General features: G+C 72.7%; 14 protein-coding genes. 10 read left to right on the plus strand and 4 right to left on the minus strand.

Annotated features, from left to right (window positions below):
* Positions 1–100: 100 nt before the first annotated feature.
* The 3 genes from ACFYUS_RS01200 to ACFYUS_RS01210 all read left to right on the plus strand — a co-directional run bounded on the left by ACFYUS_RS01200 (position 101) and on the right by ACFYUS_RS01210 (position 3,091).
* Positions 101–1,732, plus strand: a complete 1,632-nt coding sequence (locus ACFYUS_RS01200; RefSeq protein ID WP_388844299.1) for a glycoside hydrolase family 20 protein — start codon at positions 101–103, stop codon at positions 1,730–1,732.
* A gap of 87 nt (positions 1,733–1,819) precedes the next feature.
* Positions 1,820–2,464, plus strand: coding sequence for a DUF4328 domain-containing protein (locus ACFYUS_RS01205; protein WP_388844301.1), 645 nt, complete (start codon positions 1,820–1,822; stop codon positions 2,462–2,464).
* Between the two features lie 66 nt (positions 2,465–2,530).
* Positions 2,531–3,091 carry a hypothetical protein gene (locus tag ACFYUS_RS01210; protein WP_388844303.1) on the plus strand — a complete coding sequence of 187 codons (561 nt, stop codon included), beginning with the start codon at positions 2,531–2,533 and terminating at the stop codon, positions 3,089–3,091.
* A 249-nt stretch (positions 3,092–3,340) separates the two neighbouring features.
* On the opposite strand, the gene ACFYUS_RS01215 is transcribed toward ACFYUS_RS01210, so the two are convergent.
* The gene (locus ACFYUS_RS01215; RefSeq protein ID WP_388844305.1) at positions 3,341–4,081 is read right to left on the minus strand and encodes a Clp protease N-terminal domain-containing protein; all 741 of its coding nucleotides are present in this window, start codon (positions 4,079–4,081) and stop codon (positions 3,341–3,343) included.
* Positions 4,082–4,519: 438 nt separating this feature from the next.
* Here ACFYUS_RS01215 and ACFYUS_RS01220 point away from each other — a divergent pair, with 438 nt between their 5' ends.
* Complete coding sequence (locus tag ACFYUS_RS01220; protein ID WP_388844307.1) at positions 4,520–5,209, plus strand: RNA polymerase sigma factor; 690 nt, start codon at positions 4,520–4,522, stop codon at positions 5,207–5,209.
* Positions 5,209–6,360, plus strand: a complete 1,152-nt coding sequence (locus tag ACFYUS_RS01225) for a hypothetical protein (protein ID WP_388844308.1) — start codon at positions 5,209–5,211, stop codon at positions 6,358–6,360. Before ACFYUS_RS01220 ends, ACFYUS_RS01225 begins: the two co-directional genes overlap by 1 nt.
* Before the next feature lie 165 nt (positions 6,361–6,525).
* Here ACFYUS_RS01225 and ACFYUS_RS01230 read toward each other — a convergent pair whose 3' ends face one another.
* Positions 6,526–7,362, minus strand: coding sequence for a L,D-transpeptidase family protein (locus tag ACFYUS_RS01230; protein ID WP_388844310.1), 837 nt, complete (start codon positions 7,360–7,362; stop codon positions 6,526–6,528).
* Between the two features lie 153 nt (positions 7,363–7,515).
* Between ACFYUS_RS01230 and ACFYUS_RS01235 the strand changes: the two genes are divergently transcribed.
* Genes ACFYUS_RS01235 through ACFYUS_RS01245 form a run of 3 tightly spaced genes read left to right on the plus strand, consistent with a single transcriptional unit; the run spans position 7,516 to position 10,669 of the window.
* Entirely contained in the window at positions 7,516–9,096 is a 1,581-nt protein-coding gene (locus ACFYUS_RS01235; RefSeq protein WP_388844311.1) for a methylmalonyl-CoA mutase, read from the plus strand.
* A gap of 60 nt (positions 9,097–9,156) precedes the next feature.
* Positions 9,157–9,810, plus strand: a complete 654-nt coding sequence (gene leuE, locus ACFYUS_RS01240) for a leucine efflux protein LeuE (RefSeq protein ID WP_388844313.1) — start codon at positions 9,157–9,159, stop codon at positions 9,808–9,810.
* A gap of 37 nt (positions 9,811–9,847) precedes the next feature.
* Entirely contained in the window at positions 9,848–10,669 is an 822-nt protein-coding gene (locus ACFYUS_RS01245; RefSeq protein WP_388844315.1) for a MerR family transcriptional regulator, read from the plus strand.
* 81 nt (positions 10,670–10,750) lie between these two features.
* Here the strand turns inward: ACFYUS_RS01245 and ACFYUS_RS01250 are convergent, their stop codons facing one another.
* Positions 10,751–12,076 (minus strand): polysialyltransferase family glycosyltransferase, encoded by a 1,326-nt coding sequence (locus tag ACFYUS_RS01250; protein ID WP_388844317.1) that lies wholly within the window; start codon positions 12,074–12,076, stop codon positions 10,751–10,753.
* Complete coding sequence (locus tag ACFYUS_RS01255) at positions 12,073–13,092, minus strand: glycosyltransferase family 2 protein (RefSeq protein ID WP_388844318.1); 1,020 nt, start codon at positions 13,090–13,092, stop codon at positions 12,073–12,075. The genes ACFYUS_RS01250 and ACFYUS_RS01255 overlap by 4 nt, the downstream gene beginning before the upstream one ends.
* A gap of 220 nt (positions 13,093–13,312) precedes the next feature.
* Between ACFYUS_RS01255 and ACFYUS_RS01260 the strand changes: the two genes are divergently transcribed.
* The gene (locus tag ACFYUS_RS01260; protein ID WP_388844320.1) at positions 13,313–14,602 is read left to right on the plus strand and encodes a DUF6716 putative glycosyltransferase; all 1,290 of its coding nucleotides are present in this window, start codon (positions 13,313–13,315) and stop codon (positions 14,600–14,602) included.
* The gene (locus ACFYUS_RS01265) at positions 14,602–15,786 is read left to right on the plus strand and encodes a cytidylyltransferase domain-containing protein (protein WP_388844322.1); all 1,185 of its coding nucleotides are present in this window, start codon (positions 14,602–14,604) and stop codon (positions 15,784–15,786) included. Before ACFYUS_RS01260 ends, ACFYUS_RS01265 begins: the two co-directional genes overlap by 1 nt.
* Positions 15,787–15,793 lie beyond the last annotated feature (7 nt).

Raw genomic sequence — 15,793 nt, forward strand, 5'->3', positions numbered from 1 at the left:
CGAATTTCACCCGGAAGGGAGAGTTTCGGAACACTTGATGGACCACCGGCCTCCGTTTCCCCCGATTGGCCGGACCGTCACCCGTACGGGAGGATTCCGGATGATGCGGTACTCCCTTCGGCACTCCCCCCGACGCTCCCTGCGGTACGCCCTGGCGACCGCGGTGGCCCTGACCACCGTGGCGGCCTGCTCCGGCGGCTCCCCGTCGGGCCCGGCCGGCCCCTCCTCCACGGGCGCGCCCACGAGCGCCAGGCCGACGAGCACCCCGCCGCCCAGCCCGAAGCCGACCCCGACCCCGACGAAGAGCTACCCCCTCTCCAGCGCGCCGCGCACCGTCCCCTCCGTCCGCGCCCACGAGGCCGCCCGCGGCCCCGGCTGGAAGCCCGCGCCCACCGGCGGGGTCGTCCTCGCCGCGCACAGCGAGGGCCTCGCCGACGAGGGGCGGCTGCTCGCCGGGGAGCTCGGCATCCCGTACCGCGGCGCCGCCGCGGCCGGACCCGGGGACGTCGAACTGGCCCTGGGCGGGACGGGCGCCCCCGAGTCGTACACCCTGACGGTCGGCGACGGCCGCGTCCGGATCGCCGGACCCGACGAGGCCGGGGTCTTCTACGGCACCCGCACCCTCAAGCAGTCGGTCCGGGCCACCGGCGCCATGCCCGAGGGGACCGTCACCGACCGGCCCGCGAAGCCGCAGCGCGGACTCAACCTCGACATCGCCCGCAAGCCCTTCACCGCCGACTGGATCGAGGACCGCATCCGCGAGATGGGCGACCTCAAGCTCAACCAGCTCGCCCTGCACTTCTCCGACGACCAGGGCTTCCGGATCGAGTCCGAGAGCCACCCCGAGGTCGTCTCCGCCCAGCACCTCACCAAGGCCGAGGTCGGCCGGATCCTCGCCCTCGCGGCGAGCCGCCACGTCACCGTCGTCCCCGAGATCGACTCCCCGGGACACCTCGGCGCCGTCATCGCCGCCCACCCGGACCTCCAGCTCGTCAGCGCGAGCGGCCGGACCCCGCGCGGGGCCGTGGACATCGCGAACCCGGCCGCGGCCCGGATCGTCGACGACCTGCTGCGCGAGTACGCCCGGCTCTTCCCGGGGGCGTACTTCCACGTCGGCGCCGACGAATACGTCGCCCTCATGTCGAAGAACCCCGAGGCGAGCTACCCGGGCCTCGCGCGGGCCGCGGTCGCGAAGTACGGGCCCTCCGGCCGGGTCCAGGACCTCGCCACCGGCTGGCTCAACGACCGCGCGGCCGTCGTCCAGGCCGCCGGCAAGACCCCCAAGGCGTGGAACGACGGCTTCTTCACGGGCGGGGTGACGACCGCCGCCAAGGACATCCAGGTCGAGTACTGGACGGGCAAGGAGATCGGCGCCCGGCAGCCCGTCTCGTACCTGAGCGCGGGCCGCGAGCTGGTCAACCTCAACGACCTGTACCTCTACTACGTCCTCGGCCAGCCCAACCAGTTCACCTACCCCACCGGCCGCCGGATCTACGAGGAGTGGACCCCGCTCGTCGTCCGCGGCACCACCCCCGTGCCGGCGCGGTACGACTCCCAGATCCTCGGCGCCCGCTTCGCCGTCTGGGGCGACTTCCCGAGGGCCCAGACCCAGGCCCAGGTGGCGGACGGCATCCGCCTCCCCCTCACCGCCCTCGCGCAGAAGCTCTGGGACCCGGCGAAACCGGCGCTGACCTGGGAACAGTTCAAGGCGCTCGCGGCGAAGGTGACCTGACTTCCGCCGTGGACGCGATCGGTCCGGATCACGTACGTTCCCCCGGCGGCGGCCGAGCGGCCGCCGCACGTTCCTGGGGGGAACCCATTGCTCACGCTCAAGAACCCGAACGGCCTCGCGAGAGCCGTCGTGGCCCTGCTGGCCGGAAACATCTTCTTCGACGTCCTGCTCGGTCTGGTCGAGGCCCGCTGGCTGATGGCCGACGCGATGCCCTACACCTTCGATCCGGCCGTGTTCGGCTCGGTCGACCTGAACGTGGCGTACGGCATGTCCTTCACGCTGTTCGTGGCGACCGTCGTCGTCTTCATCATCTGGTTCCACCGACTGCGGCAGAACGCCGAGGTGTGGGCCGGTGACCTGCAGGGCCGGAAGCCCGGCTGGGCCATCGGCGGCTGGTTCGTCCCGATCGGCAACATCTGGATCCCGCGGGTGATCGCCGTCGACATCTGGCGGGCCAGCCGCCGGCAGCCGTACGCCGCCGACGGCGCCCGGGAGCTGACGCTCCTGAACGTCTGGTGGGTGTTCTGGATCGCCGACTGGGTCGTGGACAGGGTCGGCACGCTGCTGTACAAGGGGGCCGATACGCCGGAGGCCTACGACGACGCCGCCGCCTGGTCCCTCGCGGGCTACGCCGTCAACCTCGTCGCCGCCGTCCTCGCGATCCTCGTCGTCCGCCGTCTGACCTCTATGCAGCACGCCAAGGCCACTGGCATGATTCCGGCCGCGCAGTGACGAAAAAACGCCCCTCGGCGCAGTAGGGGAAGTACTGCGTCCGCATCGGGTGGCGAGGAGGCGTCGATGACGTCGGTGAACGGCCGGAGCCTGCTGGAACTGATCGGCGGTGCCGACGAGCGAGGGCTGGCCGCGGCCGGACTCGCCTGCCTGGACCGCTGTCTGCCGCTGCTCGCCCCCGACCGGGCCGACGCCCTGCGCCCCGTGTGGGCCGCCGTCGCGCGCGGCGACGGGAACGCCTGGGGCGAGGCCGTCGCCAAGGCCCGCGTCGAACTCGACGTCGACGGCACGGAGGACGCCGAGGCCGTACGCCGGATGCTCGCGCAGGCCCCGGAGGCCTGGACCGCCGAGGCCCTGCGCGCCTGGGCCACCGACTGCTCCGTCGCCGCGCTCGCCCTGCACGGGCGGTACGACGCGGCCGAAGCGCCCGACGGTCTCGTCGAGCGCTGCCGCGCCGGGAACGCGGACGGCGCGGGCCCGCTGCTCGCCGGAGAACTCCGCCGCCAACAGGCCGTCCTCGAAACGGCCGCCCACGGCCCGACCGGACTGCGCCGGGCGCGTGAACTCTCCGTCGAGGGCGGCCGGGTCCTGCGCGCGGTCGTCTCCCGCCGGGCCCGCACCGCCTGACCGCGCCAGTGCCCCGGGCCCGCACCGCTTGAGGGCCGCTGCTCCGGATCCTGGATCCAGAATCCTGGATCCACTCGGAATCCGGATTCTGGATCTTGGATCCACTCGGAATCCGGATTCTGGATCTTGGATCCACTCGGAATCCGGATCCTGGATCCTGGTTCCACTCGGAAACCGGATCCGGGATCCTGGATCCACTCCGAATTCGGATTCTGGATCCTGGATCCACTCCGAACCCGGAGCCCCGACCTACTCCGACTCGGGCGCCTGGATCGCGACCGAGGCGATCGTCTCGGCGATCTCCCGCTCCGCCGTGGCCTTGTCCAGGCCGAGCCCGCTCAGTACGCCCTGGCCGTCCTCGTGCTCCAGGAGGGCGAGCAGGATGTGCTCGGTGCCGACGTAGTTGTGGCCGAGGCGCAGGGCCTCGCGGAACGTCAGCTCCAGGACCTTCTTCGCGGCCGCGTCGTACGGGATGAGCGCGGGCACTTCGTCGGCGGCCGGCGGCAGGGTGGCCGTGACCGCCTCGCGGACCTGGTCGAGGGTGACGCCCCGCGAGGTGATCCAGTGCGCGGCGAGTCCCTCGGGCTCGGCGAGGAGGCCGAGGGCCAGGTGGGCGGGGAGGATCTCGTCGTTCCGGGCGATGGTGGCCTCGTTCTGCGAGGCCACCACCACGTTCCGGGCGCGGGGGGTGAAGCGGTTGAACCCGGCGTTCGGGTCCGTCTTCTCCGCGTCCGGATCCTTGGGGACGAAGCGCTTCTGGGCCGCCTGGCGGGTGACCCCCATGCTGCGTCCGATGTCGGTCCAGGAGGCGCCGGAGCGCCGGGCCTGGTCCACGAAGTGGCCGATGAGGTGGTCGGCGACGTCGCCGAGGTGGTCCGCCGCGATGACCGCGCTGGAGAGCTGCTCCAGGGAGTCCGGGTGGACCTTCTTGATGGCTTCGATGAGTTCGTCGAGACGGACAGGGACATTCAGACCGACTGGATTCGTCATGAGGCAACCGTAGGTTGACAGTCCTCCACTGTCAACGGTCGGTTGACACTCGAAGGACGTACTTCTCCCCGGCGGACGAGAGGTCGCGAGAAAGAGTGAGAAGGGCGAGGCGCGAGAGGGGCGCGAAGAGGGGGAAATGGGAGACGACCGGGGCCGCCACCCCCCACAGGAGAGGCCCCGGTCGTCGTCCGCGGAGCCGCAGCACGACTCCGTACTCCTAACAGCGCCAGTGGTGCGGTTTCTGTCACACCCTCCCGCGCGCCTTCTCGGACACCCTTCCGGCCACTCGGAGGTTGCAAGTTGTACAAAGACCCCGGACCGCGTGGACGCGATGCGGCGACACCACGTAGCGTGCAGGTGCGCGAGGCTGCGTGGCGGTCGTGACCAGCCGCGATGACGCGGGGCGCGACCACGTCACCGACGAACAGGGTTTGGGGAGTGCTGGGGGACGACGCGGAGCTGACGGCCGCGGTGCTCGCTGCTCAGGACGGGGACGAAGACGCCTTCCGTGCTGTGTACCGCGCCGTGCATCCCCGGTTGCTCGGCTACATACGCACGCTGGTCGGCGACGGGGACGCCGAGGACGTCGCCTCCGAGGCCTGGCTCCAGATAGCCCGCGACCTCGACCGCTTCGACGGCGACGCGGACCGGTTCCGCGGCTGGGCGGCCAGGATCGCCCGCAACCGCGCCCTCGACCACATCCGGATGCGCGGCCGCCGCCCCGCCATGGGCGGCGACGAGACCGAACTCGCCGACAAGCCCGCCGACTCCGACACGGCCGGCGAAGCCCTGGAGGCCCTCGCCACCGGCGACACCATGCATCTGATCGCCCAGCTCCCGCAGGACCAGGCCGAGGCCGTCGTCCTGCGCGTCGTCGTCGGCCTCGACGCCAAGAGCGCCGCCGACACCCTCGGCAAACGCCCGGGCGCCGTGCGCACCGCCGCGCACCGGGGCCTCAAGAAGCTCGCCGAGCTCCTCGGGGTCGACGGCGGACAGGGCGGGCCGGACGGCGTCGGCGCGGCCGTCGTCCCGCTGGACGGAGTCCCTCCGCAACGCGGTCGCGTGCAGGGGTCCGCGGCCCCCGGCGGTGTGACGCAATCACGTCCGCGTACGCAGAAGGACATGTGATGGCCGACGAGCGGTACCAGTGGCTCGATCAGGAGGCCGCGGAGCGGCTGCTCCGCGGCGAACCGATCGAGGCCGTCGACGACCGCGCGCGCGTCCAGGCGGAGCGCCTCGCCGAGGCCCTCGGCACGGCCGTCCCGCCGTCCGCCCGCACGGAACTGCCCGGCGAGGCCGCGGCGCTCGCCGCCTTCCGCACGGCCAACGCCGAGCGCGCCGCCGCCGCCACTGCTGCCGTCGCGTCCGCGGCGACGTCCGCGTCCGCAGCCGCCGCGTCCGGGCCCACCGGCCGTACCGGCGCCGCCGCACCGGGCCGGGTGCGGCTCGCGCCCGTCACCGCCCCGGCGCGCCGCTGGGGACGCTCCGTGCGGTACGGACTGGCCGCCGCGGTCGCCGCCGTCACGGTCGGCGGCGTCGCCGTCGCGGCGGGTACGGGGGTGCTGCCGCTGATCGGCCCGGCGCCCGCCGGCTCCGTCACGGCGGAACGGACGACGGACCCGCAGGTCTCCGAGGGGCCCGGCATACGCCAGGACCCCGAGGCGTCCCCGACGAGGCGGGGCGGCGGCGAGCCCACGCCCGGCTCGTCCCCCTCGGCCGACTCCTGGTCCACCGCCCCGACCCCGCGCACCCCGGACGGGCGCGGCACGATCACCACGGGTCCGGGCACCCCGAAGCCGGGCAGGAGCTCCGACGGCCGGGGCGACACGGCCGGCACCGGCGTGCCGAACACCCGCGAGAAGGCCCTCGAGGCCTGCCGGGCCTACCGGACCGGCCGGCTCGACGCCGCCGGCCGGCAGCAGCTCACGGGCACCCTGCGCAACGGCGAGACCCTGCGCGGCTACTGCGACCGGATCCTCTCCGGCGACACCGGCACGCGCACGGAGGACGGCCAGGACGGTTCCTCGGCCGGCGGCAAGGGCGGCGGCAAGGACGACTCCGGGGACACCTCCGACGGCGGCCACAAGGGCGGCTCGAACAGCACGTCCAACGGCACCTCGAACGGCACGTCCAACGGCGTCCCCGGAAGCGGCGACCAGGACGGCGACGCCGGGAACCGGGCCGCGAGCAGCACCCCCGAGCCCGGCTCCCCGGCCGGAGTCACCCTCGCGCTGCCCGCCGGAATCACCGCCGAGGCACGCCTCCCGTTCGGGGTGTAACACTTCTCGGCCCGTCGGCGCAGTAAGAAATGCCGACTGGTCATCGGCCGCGCAGAGAGCCGGGGTTCCCCCCGTACCTACGGCTCCGCGCACCCGGCGCGGGTGGGACACGTTCCCCCGGTCCCACCCGCGCCCCTTCTTCCTCCCGTCGAGGCCCCCTCACCGCTACCAGTGGACGACGACCTTGTCGCCGACCTTCACCTGGTCGAAGAGCGCGGAGAGCTTGGACCGGTCCCGGACGTTGACGCAGCCGTGGGAGGCACCCGCGTAGCCGCGGGCCGCGAAGTCCGCCGAGTAGTGCACGGCCTGGCCGCGGCTGAAGAACATCGCGTACGGCATGGGCGTGTGGTAGATCGTCGACGTCCACTCCCGCGCCTTCCACTCGACCTTGAAGAGGCCCTCGCGGGTCGGCGTGTTCTCCGAGCCGAAGCGGACGTCCATCGACGAGACGACCTTGCCGTCGATCATCCAGGCCAGCGTCCGGCTCTCCTTGCTGATGCACAGCACCCGGCCGGTCATGCACCGCGGGTCCGGGGTGTCCAGCTTGTTCGTCGTCGACGGCTTCAGCTCGTCGGCGGTCGGCTTCCGGGTCGCGGAGAGCAGCGTCTGCCAGGTCGTCCCGTCGACGGAACCCGTCTCCGGCAGCCCCCGCCGCGCCTGGAACTTCTTCACCGCGCCCGCCGTCATCGTCCCGTAGAAACCGGTGGGGGCCCGGTCGAAGAAGTCCAGCTGCCGCAGCCGCGCCTGGAGCTCGCGGACCTGCTCGTTCTCGTCCCCGTCGCCCATGAGGGGCTTCGACGCGGGCTTCTCCGAGGAGGGCGTGGCGGAGGGGGCGGTGGAGGACGGCGACGGCGGCTTGGCGTCCGTGGTGGGCGTGGCGCTGGGCGCGGCCGAACTCGGCGCGGGAGCCGTGCCCGTACCCGGACCGGTGCCGGACGCGTCCGGCGTGCAGCCGGCGGCGAGTGCCACCGCCGCCGCGGCCAGGACCACTCTGCGTATCACGGACGAATGCCGCTTCATGATTTCCCCCGAAGTATGTCGTGTGTACGTAGGGATGCTTCCCGCGCGCGTGCGGTTGCGCACCTGAGGCACGGACTGCGCATCCTGTTCTCAGCGACAGGTCTCTGGCGACAGGTCTACAGGGAGGCACACCACATGGCGCGCGAGTCGGAGTCGGGGCTGCCCATCGAGCCGGTGTACGGGCCGGACGTCCTGGACGGCTGGGATCCCGCCGAGAAGCTGGGCGAGCCGGGCGCGTACCCCTTCACGCGCGGTGTGTACCCCTCGATGTACACCGGGCGGCCCTGGACCATGCGGCAGTACGCCGGTTTCGGCACCGCCGTCGAGTCCAACGCCCGCTACAAGCAGCTCATCGCCAACGGCACCATGGGCCTGTCGGTCGCCTTCGACCTGCCGACCCAGATGGGGCACGACTCCGACGCCCCGATCGCGCACGGCGAGGTCGGCAAGGTCGGTGTCGCCATCGACTCGATCGACGACATGCGGGTCCTGTTCGACGGGATCCCCCTCGACAAGGTCTCCACGTCGATGACGATCAACGCGCCCGGCGCGCTCCTGCTGCTCCTCTACCAGCTCGTCGGCGAGGAGCAGGGCGTCCCGGCTGACCGGCTGACCGGCACGATCCAGAACGACGTGCTCAAGGAGTACATCGCGCGGGGCACGTACATCTTCCCGCCGAAGCCCTCGCTGCGGCTGATCGCGGACGTCTTCAAGTACTGCCGGACCGAGATCCCGAAGTGGAACACCATCTCGATCTCCGGCTACCACATGGCCGAGGCCGGTGCCTCGCCCGCGCAGGAGATCGCGTTCACCCTGGCCGACGGCATCGAGTACGTCCGCACGGCCGTCGCCGCCGGCATGGACGTCGACGACTTCGCGCCCCGCCTGTCCTTCTTCTTCGTGGCCCGCACGACGATCCTGGAGGAGGTCGCGAAGTTCCGGGCGGCCCGCCGGATCTGGGCGCGGGTGATGAAGGAGGAGTTCGGCGCGGAGAACCCCAAGTCGCTGATGCTCCGCTTCCACACCCAGACCGCCGGCGTGCAGCTCACCGCCCAGCAGCCCGAGGTCAACCTCGTCCGGGTCGCCGTCCAGGGCCTCGCGGCCGTCCTCGGCGGCACGCAGTCGCTGCACACCAACTCCTTCGACGAGGCCATCGCCCTGCCGACGGACAAGTCCGCCCGCCTCGCCCTGCGCACCCAGCAGGTCCTGGCGTACGAGACGGACGTCACCGCCACCGTCGACCCCTTCGCCGGCTCCTACGTCGTCGAGAAGATGACGGACGACGTCGAGGCCGCCGCCCTGGAGCTGATGGGCCGGGTCGAGGAGATGGGCGGCGCGGTCGCCGCGATCGAGCGCGGCTTCCAGAAGGACGAGATCGAGCGATCCGCGTACCGGATCGCGAAGGAGACCGACAGCGGCGAGCGGGTCGTCGTCGGCGTCAACCGCTACACGGTCGACGTCGAGGAGCCCTACGAGCCGCTCCGCGTCGACCCCGCCATCGAGGCCCAGCAGGCCGAACGCCTCGCCCGGCTCCGCGCCGAACGCGACCGGCCCGCCGTGGAGGCGGCCCTCGCCGCGCTGAAGAAGGCCGCCGAGGGCACGGACAACGTCCTCCACCCGATGAAGGAGGCCCTCAAGGCCCGCGCCACCGTCGGCGAGGTCTGCGGCGCCCTGCGCGCCGTCTGGGGCACGTACGTCCCGACCGACGCGTTCTGACCGATTCCAGCTGTTGAAACCTAAAGCGGACTGTCGTACCGGTGTGCGACACTCCGCTTCATGCTGGGTGTCACCGATCTGCCGACCTATCTCGCCGGGCTCGTCCTCATCATCCTCCTCCCGGGGCCGAACTCGCTGTACGTGCTGTCCGTCGCCGCCCGCAAGGGCACCCGGACCGGATACAAGGCCGCCGCCGGGGTGTTCACCGGCGACACGGTCCTCATGACGCTGGCCGCGCTCGGCGCGGCCTCGCTGCTCCAGACCACCCCGCTGCTCTTCATGATCGTGAAGTACGCGGGCGCGGGGTACCTGGCCTGGATGGCGTACGGGATGCTGCGCGCCGCCCTGGCGATGTGGCGCACCCGGCACGAGCCCGTCACCGAGTCCGCCGCCGAGCCGGACGCCGGGCCGTCCGAGCACCCGTACCGCCGGGCGCTGATCATCAGCCTGTTCAACCCGAAGGCGATCCTCTTCCTGATCTCCTTCTTCGTGCAGTTCGTGGACCCGTCCTACGCCTATCCGGCGCTCTCCTTCCTGGTCCTCGGCACCCTGCTCCAGCTCGGCAGCTTCCTCTACCTCACGACCCTCATATTCGGCGGGACGCGGCTCGCCGCGGCCTTCCGGCGCCGCAAGCGGCTCTCCGCCGGCGCCACCACCGCCGCCGGCGCCCTCTTCCTCGGCTTCGCCGTGAAGCTCTCCCTGGCCGGTGTTTGACCCTCACACCGTGTGAGGCCGTTCCGTAGGGGGCGTCATGTTTGCCATCGGAGACTTCGCCCGGCACGGGCGGGTGTCGGTCCGGATGCTGCGCCATTACGACGCCATCGGACTGCTGCGCCCGGCCCACGTCGACCCGTACAGCGGCTACCGCTTCTACACGGCGGACCAGCTCGCGCCGCTCAACCGTGTCATCGCGCTCAAGGACCTCGGCTTCACCCTGGAACAGGTGGGGGCGATCCTTCGGGACGAGATCGGCGCGGAGGAGCTGCGGGGGATGCTGCGGCTGCGTCAGGCCGAGCTGGAAGCGGCGCTGGAGGCGGCGCGGGCCCGGCTCGCCCAGGTCGGTGCGAGGCTCCACGCCATCGAGAGCGAGGGACGCATGTCCACGCAGGACGTCGTCGTCAAGAAGGTTCCCGCCGTCAGGGTCGCCGAGCTGAGCGGGGTCGCCGCGAGCTACGGACCGGAGGACATCACGCCGGTCATCGGGCCGCTGTACGAGGAGCTGTGCGGCCGCCTGGAGCGGGCGGGCGTCACCGGCTTCGGCCCGGCCATCGCGTACTACGAGGACGCGGGCAGGGGGGACGGCTCGGTCCTCGTGCACGCGGCGACGACCGTGCCCGAGGGCACGGTCGTGGAGGGCGTCGAGGTGCACGTCCTGCCCGGCATCGAGGAGGCGGCCACCATCGTCCACCGCGGTTCGATGGACGAGATCCTGCCGACCGTGCAGAACCTGGCCGCCTGGATCGACACCAACGGCTACACGTCGGGCGGCTTCGCCCGTGAGCTGTACCTGGAGGGCCCGGAGGACCCGGCCGGCTGGGTCACCGAGATCCAGGAGCCGATCGTCCGCGCCTGATCCCCCGAGGGCGCTGCGGGCCCGGGACCCCCGCACGGGTTCCCGGGCCCGCCGTTTCGGTGGGTCTCTCGGCGGGGTCTCCTACTTCTTCAGGGCCTTGCGGAGCCGCAGCGCGCGGCGCGCGAGCCGGCGGACCCTCGGGTGGCGGGGGATCGGCAGGCCGCCCGGCAGGTCCAGGACGGTGAGGCGGCGCCGGGTGAAGTGGTGCCGGGTGCGCTCGGCGAGCGGGCCCGAGAGGTGCCGTACCGCCGGCTCCCGCAGCTCCGGGCGTATCTTCGGCTGCATCGCGAAGCCGACCGCCGCGACCAGGTCGTTCAGCTCCTCCGTACCGACCTCGCCGGCGTCGCCCTCCGCCCCGGGCTCCAGCGGCGGGACGACGGCGTCGACGACCGTGAGCGGGATCCGGTTGCTGTTCTGGAACGGGGTGAGCCGCTCCAGGAGGGCGCGCGTGCCGACCCGGGCGACCGGCAGCCCGTAGAAGGTCGACGCCGTGAGCAGCGCCGTCGAGAAGCAGCCGACGACGAGCGCCGGCCGCAGCTCGCGGAAGAGCACCTCGGCGAGGACCGGCCGGTCCTCCACGGTCAGCGCGGCGCCGAGCTCCTCCGCCACCTCCACGAGGGACCGCGACCAGGCGTCCGGGGCCATCGGGTGCGGCTTGAAGACCAGCCGCCGGTGGCCGCGGGCGATCGCGCCCCGGACCATCCGCAGGTGCAGCTCCTCCTCCTCGGCGGCCGTCAGCAGGTTCAGCGCGGCCAGGTACTGGCCGAGGAGCAGCGCGGGGCCCTCCTCCGAACCGGGGGCCGGAGCCGGCGCCGCCAGCTCCTCGACGACCTTCGTGAACGCCTCCGTCGGCACCGGCTCCGGCACCGCGCCGAACTCGGCGAGCAGCAGCGGCGTCAGGCCGGGGACGAGGTCCAGGTGGAGCAGCCGGCCCACGCGCCCGCCGATCAGCGGGTCGATCTTGTTGCGGGTGGGCCCGTAGCTCATCAGACCGTCCGCGTACACCGTGACCGGCGCCTCGGGAAGCAGCTGGGCGATGGCGAGCGCGGGCGTCACCTGGATCGATTCCAGGGCGAGTTCGACCCGGTCGTCGCCGAGGTCCCAGAGCTTGCGCAGATGGCGCTGGAGCATGGGCAGATCGCTCGCGCGGGGCGTCCAGCCGCCCGGGTGGAGCGGGGAGATCGTCTCGTTCCAGGACAGGACGGAGTCGAAGCGGCCGCGCACCCGCGCGAAGCCCTCGGCCTCGTCCAGGGCGGGCGTCGTCTCCGGCACGGCCGCGTTGTTGGTGACGAGGAGGATCCGGCGGTCGGCCGGGCCGAAGCAGCCGCTGTCGATCGCGGCGGCGAGCGTCACGGCGCCGTAGAGGGTGGAGGCGCAGAAGATCTGGGTGGTCCGGCGGGCGCTCACGCGGCCACCTCCGGGGAGTCGGCGGAGCCGGAACGGACGGGTTCCGCCGGCGGGGGAGCGGGGCGGCGCCTGCGCAGCCGGCGCAGCAGCGTCGCACGGTCCCCGCCCATCGCGGCCAGGGCCTCGTCGAGGACCTCCTGCGGCATCCGCCGCAGCGCGCCCGCGCTCATCGCCTTCAACCGGCGCGCCACCTCGGGCTCGAACCGCTCGATCGAACCGATGTGATGGGAAATCACCGCGCAATACGTGCGGACGGCCTTCGGAAGGAGGAGAGCGGCGTCCTCGTCCTTCGCCGTTTCCTCGATCACCTGGTCGAAGGCGCGGATGAAATCCAATTGCCGGACGTCGCCGATCTGAGTGAGCGAAGTGGCCACTCCGCGCCGGTAGAACACGCCGAGTTCCCCGATCGCGGCGAACGATTCCGCCTCGCGGTGGAGTTTCCAGATCCAGGGGCGGTCCTCGGCCGTGCGGAGGCCGTGCGGGAAGTGCAGCAGGCCCCGGTCCAGGAGCCGCCGGTGGTAGATCCCGGCCCAGGCGTACGGGTAGTCGACCGAGGTCGTCCGGTGCGACGGCAGGATCGCGTCCCGCGGGCGCAGCACCTCGCCGCGCCGGGGGACGGGCACCCGGCGCACCGCGCGGTTGCGGCCGGTGACCGTGACGTGGTCGGTGCGCAGGAAGTCGCAGCGCAGCTCCTCGGCGGCGGCGACGAGGCGCTCGTAGTAGCCGGGGGCGAGCCAGTCGTCCCCGTCGAGGAAGGCGATGTACTCGCCGCGGGCCGCGTCGAGGCCGGTGTTCCGGGCCGTGGCGAGGCCCTCGTTGCGCTCGTGCCGGATCAGGACGGCGCCCGGGATCTCGCGCGCGGCCCGTTCGAGGATCTCCGGGGTCCCGTCCGACGAGCAGTCGTCGACAAGGAGGAACTCGAAGTCCTCGCGGGCGTTGGCCCGCAGGCTCGTGAGGGTGTCGGGGGCGTATGTCTGCACGTTGAAGAACGGCACGACGACGGAGAGCTTGACCACGCGGCCGACGCTAGGCGCCGTCCCCGGCATTCCCACCGACCGCCGGGCAGCCTTTCGGTGAACACCAAGCGGCGGGCCGATTAACCGCCTTTCCCTACGGGGGGAATCGGCCTCCCCCTGTCCGGTAAACGACCCGCTTCAACGGGCGGAGAGGCTCTGTTCACCGTTTGTTGTGGCTCAGTTGGGCCGGAAAGGGGAATGCCCTTCTAGCGTCCTCGACGTGCCAGCAAGTACCAGAGGAGCAGTACGGATCGCCGTACTCGCCGACTCCGACACCCGGTGGAAATGGGGCGCCCTCACCGCGCGCCGCATCACCACGGCGACCGCCGAACCCACCGGTTTCGTCCTGCGCGGACGGGCCACGCCCACCGCACGCCAGCTCGCCGAGACCGGGGTGTCCCGGGTCGCCCCGCGCGAGGTGACGGGCGCGGAGTTCCTGCGCGCGGTACGGGACGCGGAGGCGCGCGGCGAGGGATACGACGTCCTCGTGCTCGCCCTGGTCGGCGGCACCGTCCGCGCCGTCCTCCAGGGTCTCGCCGACCTGGCGCTCGAACGGCGCCCCGTCGTCGTCACCGGCTACGTCGGCGTCGTGTACGAGAAGCTGACCGACGGCCTCCTGCTGCGCCACGGTGCCGACGTGGTCCTCGCCAACTCCCGCCACGACGCCGAGCGTTTCCGCGCCGTCTACGAGGGCGTGGGCGCCGGAGCCGACTCGGTCGTCGAGGCCGCGCTGCCCTTCCTCGGCGGCGCCCCGCACGCCCCCGAGGCCGGCCGCGACACCCTGGTCTTCGCCGCCCAGCCCTCCGTTCCCGCGACCCGGGCCGAACGGACCTACGTATTGCGGCGGTTGATCGAGCACGCCCGCCTCCACCCGGGCCGCGAGGTGCTCCTCAAGCTCCGCTCCAAGCCGGGCGAACACACCACGCACCTGGAGGAGTACCCCTTCCAGAAGCTGGTCCGCGAGCTCGACCCGCCGGCCAACTTCCGCCTCGTGTACGGGCACATGGGCGAGGTCCTCGACCGCACCGACCTCCTCGTCACCGTCTCCTCCACGGCCGCCCTCGAAGCGCTCCACCGCCGGATCCCCACCGCGATCCTCACCGACCTCGGGGTCCGCGAGGCGCTCGGCAACCACCACTTCGTCGGCTCCGGCCTGCTGACCTCCTTCGACCGGCTCGACAAGGGGGACGCGCCGGAGCCCGACGAGACCTGGCTCGCCCGGCAGGGCGTCGCCTCCGACGGTTCGTACGGGGAGGCCTTCGACGCCGCCCGCGACCGGGTCGCCGAGCTCCTCGCGCTCCCCGCGCTGCCCCCGATCAGCCCCTACTACACCGCGGAGACGGCCCCCGGCTACCTGCCCGGGATCCTCGCCCGCCACCGCCTGGACGTCACCGCGCCCGAGCCCCGCGAGAGCGGGATGCGCCGGGTCGTCCGGGAGGCCGCGCGGGGCGCGTACCGCCACGGCGTCCAGCGCGTCGCCCCCGTCATCCGCCGCCTGGGAGAACTCTGATGTCGTCCCCGATCGTGCTCGCCGTCATCCCCGCACGGGGAGGCTCCAAGGGCGTGCCCGCCAAGAACCTCGCCCCCGTGGCCGGCGTCCCGCTCGTCTCCCGGGCCGTCCGCGCCTGCCTCGGGGCCCGCCACGTCACGCACGTCGTCGTGTCCACCGACGACGAGGCCATCGCGGCGGCGGCCCGCTCCGCCGGGGCCGAGGCCGTCCGGCGGCCCGCCGAGATCGCGGGCGACACGGCCAGCAGCGAGGCCGCGGTCCTGCACGCCATGGACGCCTTCGAGGCCACCCACGGCCGCCCGGCCGACGTCGTCCTCCTCGTCCAGTGCACCAGCCCCTTCCTGACCTCCGCCGAGGTCGCCGAGACCGCCGGGCGGATCACCTCGGGCGCCGCCGACACCGCCTTCACGGCCGCCCCGACCCACGGCTTCCTCTGGCGCGAGACCGAGACGGGCGCCGAGGGCGTCAACCACGACAAGGCGTACCGCCCGCGCCGCCAGGACCGGGAGCCCGAGTACCTGGAGACCGGCGCCGTCTACGCGATGGACGCGGCCGGCTTCCGCACCCACGGGCACCGCTTCTTCGGCCGCACCGCGCTCGTCGTCACCGACCCCGCCCGGGTCCTGGAGATCGACGACCCGCACGACCTCGCCCGCGCCAAGGCCCTCGCGCCGCTCCTCGACGAGCCCGTCACGCCCGGCTTCGCCGACGTCGACGCCGTCGTCCTCGACTTCGACGGCACCCAGACCGACGACCGCGTCCACCTCGACGCCGAGGGCCGCGAATTCGTCTCCGCGCACCGCGGCGACGGCCTCGGCATCGCGGCCCTGCGCCGCGCCGGACTGCCCGTCCTCATCCTCTCCACCGAACAGAACGCCGTCGTCGCCGCCCGCGCCCGCAAGCTCAAGATCCCCGTCCTGCACGGCATCGACCGCAAGGACCGCGCCCTCAAGGAGTGGTGCGAGGCCGAGGGCATCGACCCGCAGCGCGTCCTCTACGCCGGCAACGACGTCAACGACCTGCCCTGCTTCCACCTCGTCGGCTGGCCCGTCGCGGTGAGCAGCGCCCACGACTCCGTACGGGCCGCCGCCCGCGCGGTCACCGTCACCCCGGGCGGCTCCGGAGCGATCCGGGAGATCGCCGCCTGGCTCCTCGGACCCGAGCTGAACACCCCCAACCCGTAAGGAACAG

The sequence above is a fragment of the Streptomyces sp. NPDC004284 genome, assembly GCF_042874035.1.
Lineage (GTDB): Bacteria > Actinomycetota > Actinomycetes > Streptomycetales > Streptomycetaceae > Streptomyces.

Bases quoted from the DNA above. Each gene is read 5' to 3' on its own strand.
- ACFYUS_RS01235 (WP_388844311.1), top strand. From the start codon at position 7,516: ATGGCGCGCGAGTCGGAGTCGGGGCTGCCCATCGAGCCGGTGTACGGG.
- leuE (WP_388844313.1), top strand. From the start codon at position 9,157: ATGCTGGGTGTCACCGATCTGCCGACCTATCTCGCCGGGCTCGTCCTC.
- ACFYUS_RS01200 (WP_388844299.1), top strand. From the start codon at position 101: ATGATGCGGTACTCCCTTCGGCACTCCCCCCGACGCTCCCTGCGGTAC.
- ACFYUS_RS01265 (WP_388844322.1), top strand. From the start codon at position 14,602: ATGTCGTCCCCGATCGTGCTCGCCGTCATCCCCGCACGGGGAGGCTCC.
- ACFYUS_RS01210 (WP_388844303.1), top strand. From the start codon at position 2,531: ATGACGTCGGTGAACGGCCGGAGCCTGCTGGAACTGATCGGCGGTGCC.
- ACFYUS_RS01225 (WP_388844308.1), top strand. From the start codon at position 5,209: ATGGCCGACGAGCGGTACCAGTGGCTCGATCAGGAGGCCGCGGAGCGG.
- ACFYUS_RS01245 (WP_388844315.1), top strand. From the start codon at position 9,848: ATGTTTGCCATCGGAGACTTCGCCCGGCACGGGCGGGTGTCGGTCCGG.
- ACFYUS_RS01215 (WP_388844305.1), bottom strand. From the start codon at position 4,081: ATGACGAATCCAGTCGGTCTGAATGTCCCTGTCCGTCTCGACGAACTC.